18 protein-coding genes are annotated in these 19,160 nt (G+C 32.9%); 10 read left to right on the top strand and 8 right to left on the bottom strand.

Translation table 11 applies throughout. The annotated features are described in order from the left end of the window. Window positions 1-4: 4 nt before the first annotated feature. From coaBC to ACNQGD_RS11830, 9 genes are all read left to right on the top strand, one after another. On the top strand, window positions 5-1,216 hold the full coding sequence (coaBC, locus tag ACNQGD_RS11870; protein WP_417999424.1) for a bifunctional phosphopantothenoylcysteine decarboxylase/phosphopantothenate--cysteine ligase CoaBC: 1,212 nt from the start codon (window positions 5-7) through the stop codon (window positions 1,214-1,216). 79 nt (window positions 1,217-1,295) lie between these two features. Then, a complete protein-coding gene (porD, locus tag ACNQGD_RS11865) occupies window positions 1,296-2,180 on the top strand; it encodes a type IX secretion system protein PorD (RefSeq protein WP_417999423.1) in 885 nt (294 codons plus the stop codon). Between the two features lie 54 nt (window positions 2,181-2,234). Beyond that, complete coding sequence (gene recN, locus ACNQGD_RS11860) at window positions 2,235-3,887, top strand: DNA repair protein RecN (RefSeq protein ID WP_417999422.1); 1,653 nt, start codon at window positions 2,235-2,237, stop codon at window positions 3,885-3,887. Between the two features lie 94 nt (window positions 3,888-3,981). Then, window positions 3,982-5,172, top strand: a complete 1,191-nt coding sequence (gene fabV, locus ACNQGD_RS11855) for an enoyl-ACP reductase FabV (RefSeq protein ID WP_417999421.1) — start codon at window positions 3,982-3,984, stop codon at window positions 5,170-5,172. Window positions 5,173-5,285: 113 nt separating this feature from the next. Next, window positions 5,286-6,095 carry an enoyl-ACP reductase FabI gene (locus tag ACNQGD_RS11850; RefSeq protein ID WP_417996234.1) on the top strand — a complete coding sequence of 270 codons (810 nt, stop codon included), beginning with the start codon at window positions 5,286-5,288 and terminating at the stop codon, window positions 6,093-6,095. 121 nt (window positions 6,096-6,216) lie between these two features. After that, the gene (locus ACNQGD_RS11845; protein ID WP_417999420.1) at window positions 6,217-7,218 is read left to right on the top strand and encodes a glycosyltransferase family 2 protein; all 1,002 of its coding nucleotides are present in this window, start codon (window positions 6,217-6,219) and stop codon (window positions 7,216-7,218) included. A 1-nt stretch (window position 7,219) separates the two neighbouring features. Beyond that, window positions 7,220-7,804, top strand: a complete 585-nt coding sequence (coaE, locus tag ACNQGD_RS11840) for a dephospho-CoA kinase (RefSeq protein ID WP_417999419.1) — start codon at window positions 7,220-7,222, stop codon at window positions 7,802-7,804. Between the two features lie 71 nt (window positions 7,805-7,875). Continuing rightward, on the top strand, window positions 7,876-9,459 hold the full coding sequence (locus tag ACNQGD_RS11835) for a sensor histidine kinase (protein WP_417999418.1): 1,584 nt from the start codon (window positions 7,876-7,878) through the stop codon (window positions 9,457-9,459). 3 nt (window positions 9,460-9,462) lie between these two features. Continuing rightward, complete coding sequence (locus ACNQGD_RS11830) at window positions 9,463-10,179, top strand: response regulator transcription factor (protein ID WP_091170468.1); 717 nt, start codon at window positions 9,463-9,465, stop codon at window positions 10,177-10,179. 79 nt (window positions 10,180-10,258) lie between these two features. Here the strand turns inward: ACNQGD_RS11830 and ACNQGD_RS11825 are convergent, their stop codons facing one another. The 8 genes from ACNQGD_RS11825 to ACNQGD_RS11790 form a co-directional block, all read right to left on the bottom strand. After that, a complete protein-coding gene (locus ACNQGD_RS11825) occupies window positions 10,259-10,999 on the bottom strand; it encodes an acyl-[acyl-carrier-protein] thioesterase (protein ID WP_417999417.1) in 741 nt (246 codons plus the stop codon). A gap of 52 nt (window positions 11,000-11,051) precedes the next feature. Then, window positions 11,052-11,969 carry a tRNA (adenosine(37)-N6)-dimethylallyltransferase MiaA gene (gene miaA / locus ACNQGD_RS11820; protein ID WP_417999416.1) on the bottom strand — a complete coding sequence of 306 codons (918 nt, stop codon included), beginning with the start codon at window positions 11,967-11,969 and terminating at the stop codon, window positions 11,052-11,054. Window positions 11,970-12,130: 161 nt separating this feature from the next. Beyond that, window positions 12,131-12,961: an ion transporter gene (locus tag ACNQGD_RS11815; protein WP_417999415.1), complete on the bottom strand. Its 831-nt coding sequence runs from the start codon at window positions 12,959-12,961 to the stop codon at window positions 12,131-12,133. A gap of 26 nt (window positions 12,962-12,987) precedes the next feature. Then, window positions 12,988-14,349, bottom strand: coding sequence for an exonuclease domain-containing protein (locus ACNQGD_RS11810; protein WP_417996152.1), 1,362 nt, complete (start codon window positions 14,347-14,349; stop codon window positions 12,988-12,990). Window positions 14,350-14,419: 70 nt separating this feature from the next. Further along, a complete protein-coding gene (locus ACNQGD_RS11805; protein WP_417999414.1) occupies window positions 14,420-15,073 on the bottom strand; it encodes a YggS family pyridoxal phosphate-dependent enzyme in 654 nt (217 codons plus the stop codon). 34 nt (window positions 15,074-15,107) lie between these two features. Then, on the bottom strand, window positions 15,108-16,328 hold the full coding sequence (locus tag ACNQGD_RS11800) for a DUF1015 domain-containing protein (RefSeq protein ID WP_417999413.1): 1,221 nt from the start codon (window positions 16,326-16,328) through the stop codon (window positions 15,108-15,110). Window positions 16,329-16,410: 82 nt separating this feature from the next. Beyond that, window positions 16,411-17,298, bottom strand: a complete 888-nt coding sequence (locus ACNQGD_RS11795; protein WP_417999412.1) for a 3-hydroxyacyl-CoA dehydrogenase family protein — start codon at window positions 17,296-17,298, stop codon at window positions 16,411-16,413. Between the two features lie 82 nt (window positions 17,299-17,380). Continuing rightward, complete coding sequence (locus ACNQGD_RS11790) at window positions 17,381-18,346, bottom strand: Gfo/Idh/MocA family protein (protein ID WP_417999411.1); 966 nt, start codon at window positions 18,344-18,346, stop codon at window positions 17,381-17,383. A 144-nt stretch (window positions 18,347-18,490) separates the two neighbouring features. On the opposite strand from ACNQGD_RS11790, the gene ACNQGD_RS11785 reads away from it, so the two are divergent. Continuing rightward, window positions 18,491-19,132, top strand: coding sequence for a protein-L-isoaspartate(D-aspartate) O-methyltransferase (locus tag ACNQGD_RS11785; RefSeq protein ID WP_417996147.1), 642 nt, complete (start codon window positions 18,491-18,493; stop codon window positions 19,130-19,132). The last annotated feature ends 28 nt before the right edge of the window (window positions 19,133-19,160 follow it).

The following is a 19,160-nucleotide window of genomic DNA, read 5'->3' as shown; positions in this document are numbered from 1 at the left end:
TACTATGTCAGTTTTAAGCGGTAAGAGAATTCTACTTGGAGTTTCTGGTGGAATTGCAGCCTATAAAACAGCCACATTAGTACGACTTTTCATAAAAGCAGGTGCACATGTCCAAGTGATAATGACACCTGCTTCTAAGGATTTTGTAACGCCTCTTACATTATCTACGTTGTCCAAAAATCCGGTACATTCCAGTTTTTATAATCAAGACGACGCGAATGAAAAATGGAACAATCATGTCGAATTAGCACTTTGGGCTGATTTGATGATAATTGCTCCTGCAACAGCAAATACATTGTCGAAAATGACAAATGGTACGTGCGATAATCTTTTGATTGCGGCCTATTTATCAGCAAAATGTCCGGTGTATTTTGCTCCTGCAATGGATTTAGACATGTACAAACATCCCTCCACCATTGCTAATTTTTCTTCTCTGACTCAGTTTGGCAATGTCATAATTCCTGCCGAAAGTGGTGAATTAGCCAGTGGATTATCTGGTGAAGGAAGAATGGCGGAGCCTGAAAATATTATCGCTTTTCTGGAATCAGATTTAAACAGCAAATTACCTCTTAAAGGGAAAAAAATATTAATTACTGCCGGTCCCACATACGAAGCAATAGATCCCGTGCGTTTTATAGGGAATCATTCTTCAGGAAAAATGGGTTTTGATATAGCGATTAGTGCTGCAAATCTGGGTGCTTCGGTGATTTTGGTTTCGGGACCTACAAATTGTAAAGTTTCAAATCCATTGATTAATGTAATTCATGTAGTATCTGCAGAAGAAATGTACGTGGCTTGCCATCAGTTTTATGCCGATGTGGATGTTGTGATTGCTGCTGCAGCTGTAGCGGATTACAAACCCAAAAATGTTGCACAACAAAAAATAAAAAAAGCTGCTGATAATTTTACAATAGAACTCGAGAAAACGAAAGATATATTAGCTTCTTTGGGGAAACAAAAGAAAAATCAGTTTCTGATAGGTTTTGCTTTGGAAACAGAAAATGAAATTGAAAATGCGACCTTGAAAATTCAGAAAAAAAACTTAGATTTGATTGTTTTAAATTCGCTTCAAGATCAGGGTGCTGGTTTTGGTAAAGCAACGAATAAAGTTACCTTTATTGATAAATATTTCAATATTGAGCCAATGGAATTGAAATCGAAAGAAGCGGTTGCTGATGATATTCTAAACAAGGTGAAAGTACATTTTATGAAATGAGCTTGATGGATTTGTAATACAAACGCAATATTGGTGTTTGAATTACAGTTAACTGTTAAGAAATAATACAAATCTACAGATGAATAAAACAATTATTTTTTTGCTGCTTTTTACTTTTGGGCTTACGCAGGCGCAACAATTAAACTGTACAGTAACGGTTGATTCCCAAAAATTGAGTGTTACAAATCAGCAAGTTTTTAAAACCTTGCAAACTTCCATAAGTGAGTTTATAAATAAAACGGATTGGACGGGACAAACGGTTAAGCAAAACGAAAAAATTAATTGCTCGATGTACATTACTGTTTCTTCGAATAACTCAGATCAATTTACTGCAACTATTCAAGTACAATCTTCAAGGCCTATTTTTAATTCTTCTTATTCCTCTCCAGTATTAAATTATAACGATAAAGACTTTAATTTTAGATATATAGAGTTTGAAAATCTAATTTTTAGTCCAACCACATTCGATTCTAATCTAGTTTCTGTTTTGTCTTTTTACAGTTATATGATTTTAGGAATGGATGCAGATACTTTTGTTTCCGAATCTGGAAATTCGTATTTCGAAACGGCTCAAAACATCTCAAATGTAGCACAACAAGGTGGTTCTAAAGGTTGGAGTCAATCTGATGGAAACCAAAATCGCTACTTTTTAATAAACGATATTTTATCTCCGGCATTCAAACAAGTACGTCAAACTATGCTCGATTATCATGTAGGGTTAGACCTGATGAGTCAGGATTTAAAAGCGTCTAAAGAAAAGATAAAAGGATCACTGATTGATTTGGCTAAACTAAATGCTTCCAGACCGAACGCATTTTTAACGCGTGTCTTTTTTGATGCTAAATCAGATGAAATCGTTTCTGTTTTTTCTGGTGGACCCAGCATTACAATCTCAGATTTAGTAGATAATCTGAATAAAATTTCTCCTTTGAATTCAAGTAAATGGATGCTGATAAAATACTAATTGATTTTCAATTTTTACTTTAATCCAGCTTCACATCACAAAATAATATAGTAAATGATAACGTCACTTTCGATAAAAAACTATGCCTTAATAGAAAAATTGTCAATCGATTTTTCAAAAGGTTTCTCAACAATCACAGGAGAAACGGGTGCAGGAAAATCAATAATTTTAGGAGCATTAGGACTGGTTTTAGGAAAAAGAGCCGATTTAACTTCTTTAAAAAATGCTGCAGAAAAGTGTATCATTGAAGCTCATTTTGAAATTTCTAAGTATAATTTACTTCCTTTTTTTGAGGCAAATGATTTAGATTATGAAAATGATACCATTATTAGGCGGGAAATACTTCCATCGGGAAAATCAAGAGCTTTTATAAATGACAGTCCTGTAAATCTTCAGGAATTGCAGGAATTGAGCTTGTTCTTGATAGATATTCATTCGCAACAGCAAACCCAAGAACTTTCGGATGAAAATGTGCAGTTCGAAATTATTGATGCCATTGCCAATAATAAAGAAACAATTCTGGAGTATCAGTCGCTTTTAAAAAGTTATAAATCGGATAAATCCAAATTAAATTCGCTGTTGAAAAGACAAAGCGAATCTAAGAAAGAGCAAGAATACAATACGTTTTTATTAGATGAATTAGTCACAGCACAATTGAAATCTGGAGAACAAGAATCTCTTGAGGCTGATTTTGAAAAATTGAACAATGTTGAGATTATAAAAGAATCTATCGATAGGTCTTTGGCTATAGCCAATGAAGAACAAATTGGTGTTATGTATAATTTGAATGAAATCAAGGTTTCATTACAAAAAATCGCCTCTTTTTCGACTGAATATCAATTTATATTAGATAGAATTACAAGCGTAACGATTGAGTTTGATGATATTTCGGATGAAATGAATCGCTGTTCCGAAAAACTGATTAATGATCCGGAACAATTGGATTTAATCAGTCAAAAGCTTCAGGTAATTTTTAATTTGCAAAAGAAACATCAGGTTTTATCTGTGGATGAATTACTTGAAATTCAAGTTAATCTTGAAAATTCAGTTTTAGCATTAGGCAATATGGAAGAAGAAATTGCGGCACTGACAATTTCTATCGAACAAAAAACTATTGTATTAGATGCTTTTTCAACTACAATTCATACGAATAGACTGGAATCGATTCCAGTTTTATCTCAAAAGTTGATTGCTATTTTAGAAACTTTGGGAATGCCAAATGTTCGCTTCAATATTGATGTTACTATTACTGAAACCTATTTTCAAAACGGAAAAGATGAGCTTCAGTTTTTGTTTTCTGCCAATAAGGGAACTGATTTTGGGTTGTTGAAAAAAGTGGCTTCCGGCGGAGAAATGTCCAGAATTATGCTTGCTGTTAAAGCGATTTTAGCACAATATTCAAAATTACCAACCTTAATTTTTGATGAAATTGATACAGGTGTTTCCGGAGAAATCGCAATCAGAATGGGGGAAATCATGAAGGAAATGAGCCAAGAAATGCAAATTTTTGCTATTACCCATTTACCTCAAATCGCAGCAAAAGGGAATGCACATTTCAAAGTATTTAAATCGACGGTTGGTGACGATACTCAATCTGAATTAAAGTTATTAAATAGAGATGAAAGAGTTGTTGAAATTGCTCAAATGTTATCTGGAATAGTTGTTTCTGATTCGGCCTTAAATCATGCTAAAGCCTTGCTGAACTAATTTTTTACTTTATATTTGTTTCCTTTAAAACAAGATTTTTGCAGCAGCAATAAAACGATTACACGAATAAATAAAAAAACGAATAACCAAGAATATGATCATAGAACCAAGAATGAGAGGATTTATTTGTACGACATCTCACCCAATAGGATGCGAACAAAATGTTAAGAATCAAATAGAATACATTAAATCAAAAGGACCTATAAACGGGGCTAAAAAAGTATTAGTAATTGGAGCTTCAACCGGATTTGGTTTGGCTTCTAGAATTACAAGTGGTTTTGGTTCTAATGCAGGAACTATTGGCGTATTTTTTGAAAAACCTCCAACAGAAGGTAAAACCGCTTCACCAGGTTGGTATAATTCTGCAGCTTTTGAAACTGAAGCGCATAAAGCAGGTTTATATGCAAAAAGTATCAATGGTGATGCGTTTTCAAATGAAGTAAAACAGCAAACATTAGATCTTATAAAAGCTGATTTAGGTCAAGTGGACTTGGTAATCTACAGTTTGGCTTCTCCTGTTCGCATGCATCCCGTTACCGGAGTTTTGCATCGCTCTGTATTGAAACCTATTGGAAGTACTTTTACCAATAAAACGGTTGATTTTCATTCTGGTAAAGTTTCAGAAATTTCAATTGAGCCATGTAGTGGTGATGATATTGAAAATACGATTGCCGTAATGGGCGGCGAAGATTGGGCGATGTGGATTGATGCTTTAAAAACTCAAAATCTATTGGCTCCAGGCGCTACAACTGTTGCTTATTCTTATATTGGACCATCATTAACTGAGGCAGTTTATCGAAAAGGAACGATAGGTCGTGCCAAAGATCATCTTGAAGCGACAGCATTTGCTATCACTGATAGTTTAGTTGCTATTGATGGTAAAGCATTTGTTTCGGTAAATAAAGCATTGGTTACACAAGCAAGTTCGGCTATTCCAGTTATTCCGTTGTATATTTCTTTATTGTATAAGATAATGAAAGAAGAAGGAATTCATGAAGGTTGTATCGAACAAATTCAACGTTTGTACCAAGAAAGATTATACACTGGAAATGAAGTTCCAGTTGATGAGAAAGGAAGAATTCGTATTGACGATTTAGAAATGCGTCCTGATGTTCAGGAAAAAGTGGCTAAATTGTGGATTGAAGCTGTAACTGAAAATTTATCTGAAATAGGAGATTTAGAAGGTTACAGAAAAGATTTTCACAATCTATTTGGCTTTAGCGTATCAGGAGTAGACTACAAAGCAGATGCTAACGAAATGGTAAATGTTTCAAGTATTGCATAAACCTATTATTAAATTAAATATTTAGTTTCTGTAATGCATCTTAATTTCACAATGATTTTATTCATTTCGAAATTAAGGTGCATTATTTTTTAAAGAACAGACTTAAATTAATTATTATGTATAACTTATTAAAAGGAAAAAGAGGAATCATTTTTGGGGCTTTAGATGAAAATTCAATTGCCTGGAAAACAGCAGAAAGAGTGTTTGAAGAAGGAGGAACTTTTGTGCTTACCAATGCTCCGGCTTCGATACGAATGGGAACGATTGATGAACTGGCGCAAAAAACAAATTCTCAAATTATTCCTGCTGATGCTACATCGGTGGCTGATTTAGAGCATTTAGTTGATCAAGCTATGGAAATTCTGGGTGGTAAAATAGATTTCGTTTTGCACTCTATCGGAATGTCAGTAAACGTTCGAAAAGGCAATCATTACACCAATCAGAATTACGATTATACGGAGAAAGGTTGGAACGTATCGGCAGTTTCTTTTCATAAAGTGATGCAGGTTTTATATAAAAAAGATGCCATGAACGAGTGGGGAAGCATTGTTGCATTGTCTTATATGGCTGCTCAACGCGTGTTTCCGGATTATAACGACATGGCAGATAACAAAGCATTTTTAGAATCTATTGCCCGCAGTTTTGGTTATTTCTTTGGTAGAGATAAAAAAGTGAGAGTCAACACTATTTCTCAGTCTCCAACACCTACAACAGCTGGTCAAGGCGTAAAAGGATTTGGTGGATTTATAAATTTTGCCGAGAAAATGTCCCCTTTGGGAAATGCATCTGCATTAGATTGTGCTAATTATACCTTAACACTCTTTTCTGATTTGACCAGAAAAGTGACGTTACAAAACTTGTTGCATGATGGTGGTTTTTCAAACATGGGAGTAAGTCAGGAAGTGATGGAAATGTTTGAATAAAAAGGGGTAAATTATTTATGAAACCATCGGTTAATAGTTGATGGTTTTTTTATGGAGAAAGATTACATTTGTTAAAATTTTTTGAGTCTAAAAACATCGTTAATACCACATTCTTAAATTTATGTTATTTTCCCTAATTATACCAGTTTACAATCGTCCGGATGAAGTTGATGAACTTTTGGAGAGTTTGTCTAATACCACCTATAACGAAATTTTTGAAATTGTTATTATTGAAGATGGTTCTTCTATTGTTTGTAAAGATGTCGCTCAAAAATATGGGGATAGATTGGATATTTCCTATTACTACAAGGAAAATTCAGGGCCGGGAGATTCCAGAAATTATGGAATGAAAAAAGCCAGAGGGGATTATTTTATCATTTTTGATTCAGATTGTATTATTCCAAAAGAGTATTTATCAGAGGTTGATCAAGCTCTGAAACAAAATTATGTGGATTGTTTTGGAGGACCAGATAAAGCTTTAGACAGTTTTTCAGATATACAAAAAGCAATAAATTTTGCCATGACTTCGTTTTTGACAACTGGCGGAATTAGAGGTGGTTCAGAAAAAATAGATAAGTTTCAGCCCAGAAGTTTTAACATGGGATTATCTCGTAAAGCTTTTGAAGCATCAAAAGGTTTTGGAAATATACATCCCGGTGAAGATCCGGATTTGTCGATTCGTTTGTGGAATCTAGGTTTTGAAACCAAACTTTTTCCCAATGCTTTTGTATATCACAAGAGAAGAATTGATTGGGATAAATTTTCCGTTCAAGTAAATAAATTTGGTAAGGCACGACCAATTCTGAATAGTTGGTATCCAAAATACAACAAACTTACTTTTTTCTTTCCTTCGGTATTCATAATTGGAATTTTTATTTCCTTTTTATTAATGTTGTTTTTTAATTTTGATTTACTGCTTCAATTATATTTTGTTTACTTTTTGGTACTGTTTTTGGTGTCTTCGTATCAAAATAAGAGCTTAAAAATCGGATTTTTATCATTGATAGCTGTTTGGAAACAATTTTACGGTTACGGAACGGGTTTTATAAAATCTTTTTATAAAATTATCATTTTGAAGCAAAAACCTCAAGAAGCTTTTCCTGAATTATTTTTCAAGGTTTAATATGACAAAAATAATTGGTTTAACCGGCGGTATCGGAAGTGGGAAAACCACCATTGCAAATTATTTTAAATCATTTGGTATTCCAGTGTACATTGCTGATGACGAAGCCAGAAAAATCACGCAATCCTCCGAAATTATTAGCGCTATCAAAGCTGTATTTGGCGATACAGTTTTTGAAAAGGAGAATTTAAACAGAGAAGAATTAGCCAGAATCGTTTTCAACAGCCCTGAAAAATTAGAAAAACTTAACAATATAGTTCATCCTGCTGTAAAAAAGCATTTTGAGCAATGGATTTTGCAACATAAAAATGTCCCTTATGTCATTTATGAAGCTGCTATTCTATTTGAAAGTGGCAGTTATAAAAATTGTGATTTTATCATAACAGTCACATCTCCAGTAGATTTAAGAATTCAGAGAGTTATGGAGCGTGATAAAACGACACGAGAACTTGTTTTAAAAAGAATTAATGCACAATGGACTGATGAACAACGCATCTCAAAGAGCGATTTCGTTATAGAAAATACTGCTATAGAAACTACAAAATTTGAAGTGGTTAAAATTCTTAAAATTTTAAAGATTAGATAAAATGTCCTATAGGTGTTAATGTTTGGTTAATCTATTATTTAATATATTGTTAAAATACTAAATTTGTTTCGATGAATAAATTATTTTTCAGATTACTTGTTTTGTTAATGAGCTTATCTCTAATTGGGATTATTCTTGTTCAGGTCTATTGGTTTAATACCTCATTTAAAAATAATGACGAGCAATTTAAATTTCATGTAAACCAAGTTATTGGGAATGTGGCTGAAATGATTCAAAAGCAAGAAGCATATAATTTTTATGATAAAATAAATCATTACAAAGACAGTACAGGAAAAGTTCCAAAGAAAGATGACATACTTGAGTTTTATTATGTTCAAAAAAATCCAAGAACAAATAAAACAATTATATATTCAAACAGTATAATTTCTGAAGATTATAATATTTCACCAACGTTCTTTGATAAAAAATTTGATAGTGAGAAATTTAAGAGCTTTAACTCTAAACGCGTTACAGAAGTTTACAACAATAATTCTATTGATAAATCGGGTGTTACACAAAGTTTAATACCTGATATAAAAATTGAAAAAACGGGTAATTTAGATGTTTTAGACAATGCTTCATTTGAAATATTCTACAAAGATTTTGCCTCTGTTTTACCTGTTCAGGAAAGAGTATCAAAAGAAACTTTGAATAAACTTATCAAAAAAGAATTAGAGGAATCGGGTGTAAAAACTAAATTTGAGTTTAGTGTTTACAGTAGTAATTTAGCTACTAAAGTAAAATCGAATGGTTTTAAATACGATAAAGAAGCAACCTATTCAACTCCAATATTTTCAGATAATGAAGGAAACAGCAAATATCAATTGCTGGTTACATTTCCTCACAAAAAGAAATTTTTACTGTCAGAACTCGTTAGTATAACAATTCTTTCTATTGTTTTTACACTGATTATTTTAATCGCATATACAAGTGCATTGAATCAATTAATTCGTCAACGTCAAATTTCTGAAATCAAAAACGATTTCATTAATAATATGACACATGAATTTAAAACTCCAATTGCCACTATAAATCTGGCTTTAGATGCCATTAGAAATCCAAAAATAATAGATGATAAAGAGAAGGTTTTGCGATACCTTCAAATGATTAAGGATGAGAATAAACGCATGCATGCACAAGTAGAAAATGTGTTGCGAATCTCTAAATTAGAAAAGAAAGAATTAGATATTGCTAAGGAATCAAATAACATTCATGAGATTATTGAAGATGCAATAGATCATGTGAATTTGATTTTAGAAGATAGGCAAGGAACAATTACGTGCTATTTTAAAGCCATTAGAACCACTGTTTTAATCAATGATGTTCATTTTACCAATGTCATTGTTAACATTTTAGAAAATGCGATAAAATATTCGCCCAATGTGCCTGAAATTGAAATTTTTACTGAAAACATCAAAGACATGGTCATTATCAAAATAAAAGATAGTGGATTAGGAATGAGTAAAATAGCTCAGAAAAGAATTTTCGAAAAATTCTATAGAGAGCATACCGGAGACATTCATAATGTTAAAGGACACGGTTTAGGATTAGCTTACGTAAAGAGAATTGTTGAAGACCATAACGGTCAAGTATATGTAGAAAGTGAAAAGGGAAAAGGGAGTACCTTCATAATAAAATTACCATTAATAAATTAGAATATGGAAAATGTAAATAAGAAAATACTTTTAGTTGAAGATGACCTTAATTTTGGAGCAGTTTTAAAAGATTATTTAATGCTAAATGATTTTGATGTCACCTTAGCCAAAAATGGAATGGAAGGATTCGAAAAATTCAAAAAGGATACTTACGATTTATGTATTCTGGATGTAATGATGCCTTACAAAGACGGTTATACTTTGGCAAAGGAAATTAGAGAAAAAAATAATGAAGTGCCAATTATATTCTTAACAGCAAAATCTATGAAAGAAGATGTTTTGAAAGGGTATAAAGCTGGTGCCGATGATTACTTAAATAAACCTTTTGATTCGGAAGTATTGTTGATGAAAATCAAAGCGATAATTCAAAGAAAATCATCAGATACTAAAGCGGAACAAGTACAATTTGAATTTAATATTGGTAAATTTCATTTGAACTCAAAACTTCGTTTTTTAACATTTAATAATGAAGAGCCGATAAAATTATCTCCAAAAGAGAATGAATTATTGAAAATGTTAATTCTTCATGAAAATGATTTAATGCCAAGAGAATTAGCCTTGACAAAAATTTGGAGAGATGATAACTATTTTACTTCAAGAAGTATGGATGTGTACATCGCTAAGTTGAGAAAGTATTTGAAACTTGATGAAGATGTGGAAATTTTAAACATCCACGGAGAAGGATTCAGATTAGTGGTTAAGAATAAAGTAGCAGAATAAAAGAAAGCCTTAAGGAATAAACTGCTCCCAAAAAGTTAGACACTATTTGGGGGCATTTTTTATGGATTGAAGAGATATTTTATTTCCAGTTCAATTGTAAAGCAAAACTCGTCTTATCTTCTTTTGTAATACTAAAAACAGTCTCTCTCTCAGAAATACATTCATGAATAATCACTTTGTCTTTTAGTGATAATTCCTTTAAAAAATTCATTTCAAAACTTTTAATTTTTCGATTCAGAATTAATTTTTCGTCAACTAAATCCAAGCACCATTCCAGATATTTGACATTATTAACATGATTTACAATGTCTAAATCAGATAAAAAGACGTTTTTTTCGAAAACTATTTCCTTTTCATTATTAAAGTTTATTTTAGAAAAACCATCAATAGTAGCTCTTTTTTCTGGATATAATTCAAAGTGTTCAAAAGGCAAAGCCAATCCTTCCGGCCGACGTTTTTTAGTATTAAATACAGCCCAGAAAGTCTCAGAACCTACAATTTTTTCTCCATTTAAATGCATTTCCAAGGCCCGAACGGAACGGGAGTTCTCTAAGGAATTGATCCATGTTTTTACGGTTACAATATCTCCCCATTTTGGTAAATTAGAGATTTCAACACGCATTCTGCTCAAAACCCATGCTTGGTCAAATTCCTGCATATCAGTAAAACTAATGCCTCCAATTTCTGAATGTGCAGCAGCGGTTAACTGCAATATATTACACAAATCAGTGTATTTTAAAAATCCATTTGGCGCGCATTGTGTAAAATTGATTTCCCAATCTTTGCTTAAAACTGAAGTGAAATTTGGAGAGACAGGCATATTGAAAATTATAAATTATGAATTTGTAATCTTGGATATAAGATTTAGTGTTTTATTTTTTTGAATTAATGTAATCCACAATAGTTTCGTACGGAGTTTCAAAATCAAACCATTTGGTGTTTTCATTTCTTTTGAACCAAGTCAATTGCCGTTTTGAAAATCGTCGCGTATTTTTCTTTATTTCTTCGATGGCAAATTCCAATGAAATTTCTCTATCACAATAGCTGAATAACTCTCTATAACCCACGGTTTGAAGTGCATTCAATTCTTTGTTAGAGAATAGCATTTTTGCTTCAGCCAGAAGTCCTTCATTCATCATAATGTCAACGCGTTGATTGATTCGGCTGTAAAGGATTTTTCTATTTGCTTCCAAACCTATTAAAATAGGAATGAAGTTTCGGTTATTTTTTTTCTGATTTAAAAAAGAAGAATACGGTTTCCCCGAACCCAAGCACACTTCCACGAAACGCATCATTCGTTGTGGGTTTTGTAACGTTTGAGGATTCTCAGCAGTCAAAATTTTATAATATTCTGGATCTAATACTTCGAGTTTTTGTTGCAAATATCCAATTCCCAGTTTTTCATATTTCGTATTTATTTCAGTACGAACTGAGGCATCAATTTCAGGAAATTCATCAAAACCTTTTAGAATGGCATCAACGTATAATCCGGAACCGCCAACAAGAATTGCGTAATCATTGATCAAAAATAATTCGTCCAGTTTAGCAATAGCTTCTTTCTCGAAATCACCAACGGTATAATTCTCGAAGATGGATTTGTTTTGGATAAAATGATGGGTAGCAGCCTCTAATTCGGCTTTGTTTGGTACAGCGGTTCCTATAGTCATTTCCTTGAAAAACTGACGGCTGTCACAGGAAATAATATCACATTTAAAATAATTTGCTAATACTATACTCAAGGAAGTTTTTCCTATAGCCGTGGGTCCGATAATGGTGATTAAGTATTTCATGTTTTTTAGCCCAGATGGTAACGGAAATCCCGGAGTTATGAAAGTTAGTTTTTCTTGGTATAAAAGAGCGACCAAAGGAAGCTCCTTTTATGCCTTAGAAAAACAACTGTAATAACGAGGAGTTGCAGTGTACAGCTGGAATTAGCTTCAAATTATTAGTATTATAAATCTGCACCACAATGGTAGCAATATTTTGCGTTAAATTCATGTCCTTCGGTTCCACAAACGGAGCACGGATTGATTCTTTCTATCCTTGGTTTTTTACGGTTGCTGGTTGCGAATTCAGCAGAAACGATACCTGTAGGAACGGCAATGATACCGTAACCCATTATCATTACGACCGAAGCAATTGCTTGTCCCAATGGTGTTATGGGTGAAATATCTCCATATCCCACGGTTGTGAGTGTTACAATTGTCCAGTAAATACTGATGGGAATACTCGTAAAACCGCCTTCTTCTCCTTCGACTACGTACATCACCGAGCCAATTATTACACTGCTGATTAACATGAAGTAGATGAAAACAAGTATTTTACCTCTGCTGGCAATTAGGGCTTCTTTTAGATGAGTGGATTGGCTGGAGAATTTTGGATGTTTTAAAATCTTAAATAATCGCAACAATCGTAAAGCTCTGACAACGGTTAAAACGCTGGTTCCAACAATAAATAAGGAGAAATACATGGGTAATGTTGCTATCAAATCAATTATTCCATAAAAACTAAAGATGTATTTAAATGGTTTTTTGATAGAAATAATTCTAAGAAGGTATTCTAAGGTGAAGAAAATGGTTATAATCCATTCTAATACTATGAGTTCATAATGGTATTTTGTATCAAAACCTTTGACCGTTTCAAGCATAACTATAATGACACTCAAAAGAATAACGCCTAAAAGAATAAGGTCAAATAATCTTCCAGAAGCGGTATTCGTACCGTAGATTACGATATTTGTTTTTTGTCTAAAAGCGTTGAATAATGACTTTGTTCGCTGCATATTTATTTAGTTATTAATATATGCGTTTAGAATTTTAAGGTCTTTACCGTTTTATTCTTTCTGATGTGGCCTTGGATTATATTTTTAGTATCGCGGTTATTTTGCATTGGAATGATAATATTTCTCAATATTTCTATATTGTTGATTTGATAGTTTAAATCATAAAAAGCATAGCCTTTATAAATTCCGTTTTCTATTAAAACTGCTGATCGTTCGCTGATCGTTCTTCCTTTATCGATCAGTATCATATTTTGATTTTCGAAACTGTTTTTATCTATAAATCCTTGAACTCTTGCATTATATTCTTCTGCGGAAATCTCACCAATACAAGCCCCGTCACATTCTTTTATGCTGTATTGAAAGCAGTTTGTTTTAGAAACATATAAACCGGTAAGTTTTTGGCACAAATTATAATGAGAAGTTATTCTGAACAACGCATTTTTACCTTCTTGCAAAGAAGTAAAGGAGGTGATTTCTTTTTTTCTACCATCTGCTTTTTGAAGGTTTAGGTTGAGATATCCATTTTTATCTTTTTCAGCGTATAAAGCCAATTGGAAGATACTTTTTCGTTGCGCTCTGTTGTGGATGGGTTTGTTGATTTTTATTTCTTCACTTTCTTTCAATAAAGCAATCAATTCACTTCCGGTTTCATCATACGTTACGGTAAAAACTTCGGCTTGAATTTTCTTGCATTTAGTAGAAGTTCCCGTAAAATGTTGATTGATGCGCTTTTTTATGTTTAGGCTTTTGCCAATATAAATCAGATTTCCTTTTTCATTGTGAATGTAATAGATACCGGTTTTTGCAGGTAGTCCAGCCACAATATCCAGTAATTTTGGTGCAATACCTTTTTCGATTTCCAGCTTAATAAAATCTTTTACAATTTCTTTCTCTAAATCTTTTTCTAAAAGAATTTTGAATAATTTGACTGTCGCCAAAGCATCTCCACTGGCTCTGTGACGGTCTGCCATTGGGATTCCAAGCGCACGGACCAATTTCCCTAAACTATGGGAAGGTTGCTCAGGCAATAGTTTTTTTGATAATTCAACCGTACAAAGCGTTCGGGCCTCAAAATCATATCCCAATCGTCTGAATTCAGTTCGTAGTATTCTGTAATCAAAAGAGGCATTATGAGCTACAATAATACAGTCATTTGTCATTTCAATGATGCGTTTTGCAACTTCAAAAAACTTGGGAGCTGATTGCAGCATGGCGTTATTAATACCAGTTAACTTTACTACGAAAGGCTGAATTGGAATTTCAGGATTTACCAAACTGATGAATTGATCCACCACTTCATGACCGTCAAATTTATAGATGGCGATTTCAGTGATTCCTTCTTCGTTGAATTGTCCTCCAGTGGTTTCTATGTCGAGTATTGCGTACAAATTTCAGTATTCAGTGTTCAGTTTTTAGTAATCAGTTTTTTGATAGAAGTTTTCAAATTTTAAATAAAAATCAATTTCTTCCTCCAAAGATACTACTTCCAATCCTAACCATGTTGCTTCCGCATTCAATTGCAAGTTGATAATCGCCGGACATTCCCATAGAGAGAATGGTAAATTGTGAATTGTGAATTGTGAATTGATCAAAAATCGATTTTAAATGGGTAAATTCTTTCTTGATTTGATCTTTATTATTTGTAAAAGTAGCCATTCCCATTAATCCAACGATTCTAATATTTTTCAGTTCCTTAAATTCGTTTGATGATAGGAGTGAAGCAAGTTCTTGCTCGTCAAGACCAAATTTAGTTTCTTCTTCAGCAATATGCATTTGTAATAAACAATCAATAATTCTGTTGTGTTTTAGTGCTTGTTTGTTGATTTCCTGTAGTAGTTTTAAACTATCCACGCCATGAATTAAGCTCACAAATTGTGCCATAAATTTGACTTTATTCGTCTGAACGTGACCTATCATGTGCCATTGAATGTCTTTGGGCATTTGTTCCCATTTCTCGGCCATTTCCTGGATTTTGTTTTCTCCAAAAATGCGTTGACCAGCTTCATATCCTTCCATTAAATCCGAGATAGGTTTGGTTTTTGAAACTGCAACTAGGGTTACATGTTCCGGTAATGTAGTTTTTATATGGAGTAAGTTATTTGCAATTTCCATTTTAATGTTTTGATTTTTAAAACGTTATTAAAATCTAAAGTTCATAAACGACTAATCCGCTTCTAAACTTGGGTTCGATGTACGTACTTTTTGGAGGCATTATTAAATTGGCGTCAGCCAAAGCTTTTATTTCTCCAATATTTGAGGGGAATAATATAAAACCGATTTCAAATTCTCCTTGGTCAATTTTATTTTTTACTTCCAATACTGATTGTTTTCCTGAAAGGTATTCTATTCGTTCGTCATTGCGTAAATCCTCAATGGCTAGAATAGGCAATAACACTTTTTTGTATAAAATTTGTGTGTCTAGACTATCCAAAGCTGTTTTGAAAACTTCATTTTCTTTCCGTAAAATTAAGCTATAAAAGGTATTGTCCAGATACATTCCGAATTGATGCTTTTTCAAAGGCTGAAAAGGTTGCTGAAATTTGTTTTCAAGAATAAAATCTTTTTCTAATTCTATTATGAAATCTTCTTTTGAGAAACCGTTTAAATCTTTTACTAAACGATTGAATTCATATATTTTGACATTATTTTCGGAAATTAAATAGCTCAGGATGTGATTTTTTGTAGTGTTTTCTGGATCATCATTTTCCTCCGATAATAATTTCAGTGCTTCGGTGCGATGATGACCATCAGCGATATAAAGATTATTGGTCTTTTCAAATATGTTTTGCAGCCAATTGATTTCTAGTGCATCTTCAATTTTCCACAAATAATGAATTTCTTTTTTTGTAGTTGAAAATTCAAAATCGGCTAGTTTTTGGGTACAATTAAAAATCCAGTTTTCGATTGTTTTATTATCCGGATAGGTCATTAAAACCGGTTCCGTATTAAACTCTGAATATTTCATGTATTCTTTGAGTAATCGGACTCTGAAAGCAATAATATCTTCATGTTTTTTGATGATATCATTACAATAATCTGCTACACTTGTCCCCGCAATAATCCCTGTGAATGAATGTGTTTTGGTAACAATCTTATGAATATAAATAGCAGGTTTTTTATCTTTTACTAAAATGATTTCATTTTTGAAATCCTGGTATTTTTGATGTACTTGTCGGTATCTTTTTTCAAAAGAAACGCTTTCCTGATTGGTATAAGCGGGTTTTAGAATATGCAAAAAAGACAATGGATTGAAGTCCAATTGCGCCGCCAATTCAGCATTTACATATTCTTCATAAGAACGACAAGTGACAAGACAAACCTTATCACGAGTAGGACGAACTGCTTTGAAAGGAATTATTTTGGCCATAATTATGTTAAAAGTCAAAAGTCAAAAGTCGAATGTCTAAAGAAGCGGACTTTAAGACTTTTGACTTTTAAACTTTAGGACATTAAATAAATTGTTTAGAAATTTTCTCTGCTTTTTTGCTTTCAGAATAATCGTAGAAACCTTCACCGGATTTCACACCCATTTTTCCAGCACGTACCATATTTATCAGTAATGGACAAGGCGCATATTTTGGGTTTTTGAAACCGTCGTACATTACATTTAAAATAGCTAAACATACGTCAAGACCAATGAAATCAGCTAATTGTAACGGTCCCATCGGGTGACCCATTCCAAGTTTCATAACAGTGTCAATTTCATAAACGCCGGCCACTTTATTGTATAATGTTTCGATAGCTTCGTTGATCATTGGCATCAAAATTCTATTGGCAACAAAACCAGGATAATCGTTTACTTCAACAGGCATTTTTCCTAATTTCTCGGAAAGATTCATGATTATTTTAGTCACTTCATCAGAAGTATTGTAACCACGAATAATTTCCACCAATTTCATAATGGGCACCGGATTCATAAAGTGCATTCCAATAACACGTTCAGGCTGCGCGACAACTGCTCCAATTTGAGTAATTGAAATCGAAGAAGTATTGGTTGCCAAAATAGTATTATGAGAACAAGCTTCGTTCAATTGCTTGAAAATATTCAATTTTAATTCAACATTTTCCGTAGCTGCTTCAATCACTAAATCTACGCCTACAACACCATCTTTGATGTCTGTGTATGTGATAATATTGGTAATCGTTTTGGCTTTATCTTCTTGGGTAATGCTTCCTTTTGCAATCATTCGGTCTAAATTGGAAGCGATAGTTGCCATTCCTTTATCCAAAGATTTCTCAGAAACATCGATTAATTTTACAGTAAAACCACTTTGTGCAAAGGTATGGGCGATTCCATTCCCCATTGTTCCTGCTCCGATTACGGCTATTGTTTTCATATTTTTTAGTTTAAAGTTTAAAAGTTTAAAGTTTAAAGTTCTCTTGAGCAACTTTAAACCTTAAACTTTAAACAAATTTTATTTATTTCTTAAAACAATCAATAATTTGATACGCGACTCTTAACGCTTCAGTTGCTTGTTCCAATGTTACAACAGGTTCTGTATCATTAATTATAGCATCTGCAAATGATTCCAGTTCGTCAAGAATTGCGTTGTTTTGTTCTACATCTGGATTGGAGAAATAGATTTGTTTTTTTACACCTTCGGCATTTTGTAAAATCATATCAAAATCGCCGGGAACTTCAGGGGCATCTTTCATTTTTACCACTTCACATTTTTTTTCTAAGAAATCTACTGAGATGTAAGCGTCTTTTTGGAAAAAACGAGATTTACGCATGTTTTTCATAGAAATTCGGCTCGCCGTTAAATTGGCAACACAACCGTTTTCGAATTCTATTCTTGCATTGGCAATATCCGGTGTATCACTGATAACCGAAACGCCACTGGCATTTATATTTTTCACTTTTGATTTTACAACGCTCAAAATAGCATCAATATCGTGAATCATCAAATCTAAAACCACAGGAACATCGGTTCCACGAGGATTAAATTCAGCAAGACGATGGGTTTCTATAAACATAGGGTTTTCAATCATGTTTTTGGTAGCGATAAACGCTGGATTGAAACGTTCTACATGTCCAACTTGACCTTTGACTTTATATTCTTTTGCTAAAGCGATAATTTCTTCGGCTTCTTCTACCGTATTTGAAATAGGTTTTTCAATAAAAACATGCTTGCCAGACTTTATAGCTACTTTGGCACACTTGTAATGAGAAAGCGTTGGGGTAACAATATCAATAACATCTACTGCATGAATAAGAGTGGCAATTGTGCTAAAATGTTTATAGCCAAATTCTTTAGAAACCTTCTCGGCATTCTCTTGATTTGGGTCATAAAAACCGACTAATTCATATTTATTAGATTGTTGTAATAAACGCAAATGTATTTTTCCTAGATGACCAGCACCTAATACTCCAATTTTCAGCATAACGATGTAATTTTTACAAAAATAGCAATAAAATGATTAAACTATTATTGATGTGAGACAATTCTTCAGTTAATTTAATATTTAAAATCCAACATTTGAATTTAGAAATTGTTTTCTATTTTTACCAAAATAAAATAGTAAACTTTGAAAGACACTGCCAAGCATCAAGGACTTCGGAATCAATTAGTAAGCGTTTTAGAGCAAAAAGGGATTACTGATAAAAGTGTTTTGGAGGCGATAAAAAAGATTCCAAGACATTTATTTTTGAATTCCAGTTTTGAAGATTTTGCGTATCAAGATAAAGCATTTCCTATTGGAGCTGGTCAAACCATATCACAGCCGTATACTGTAGCTTTTCAATCTCAATTATTAGAAGTAAAAAAAGAACATAAAATTTTAGAAATTGGTACAGGTTCTGGATATCAAACTGCTGTTTTATGTCTGTTAGGAGCCAAAGTATTTAGTGTTGAACGGCAAAAAGAATTGTTTAAGCAGACTTCTATTTTATTTCCAAAATTAAATATTCGTCCCAAACATCTTTCTTTTGGGGATGGTTATAAAGGATTACCAGCTTATGCACCTTTTGATAGTATTATTGTTACTGCTGGTGCTCCGTTTATTCCGCAACCTTTGATGGCACAGCTAAAAATAGGAGGAAGACTGGTTATTCCGTTAGGAGAAGAGGTGCAAATTATGACTTTGCTAATCAGAAAAAATGAAACACAATTCGAAAAACACGAGTTTGGTGAATTTCGATTCGTTCCTTTATTAGAAGATAAAAATTAAAATCCCATCTCCAACCCTTCCCACAGGT

Source organism: Flavobacterium glucosi, from assembly GCF_048286535.1.
Classification (GTDB): Bacteria; Bacteroidota; Bacteroidia; order Flavobacteriales; family Flavobacteriaceae; genus Flavobacterium.
Note: the sequence above shows the minus strand (reverse complement) of the source record. Positions and strands in the feature narration are given on the sequence as shown.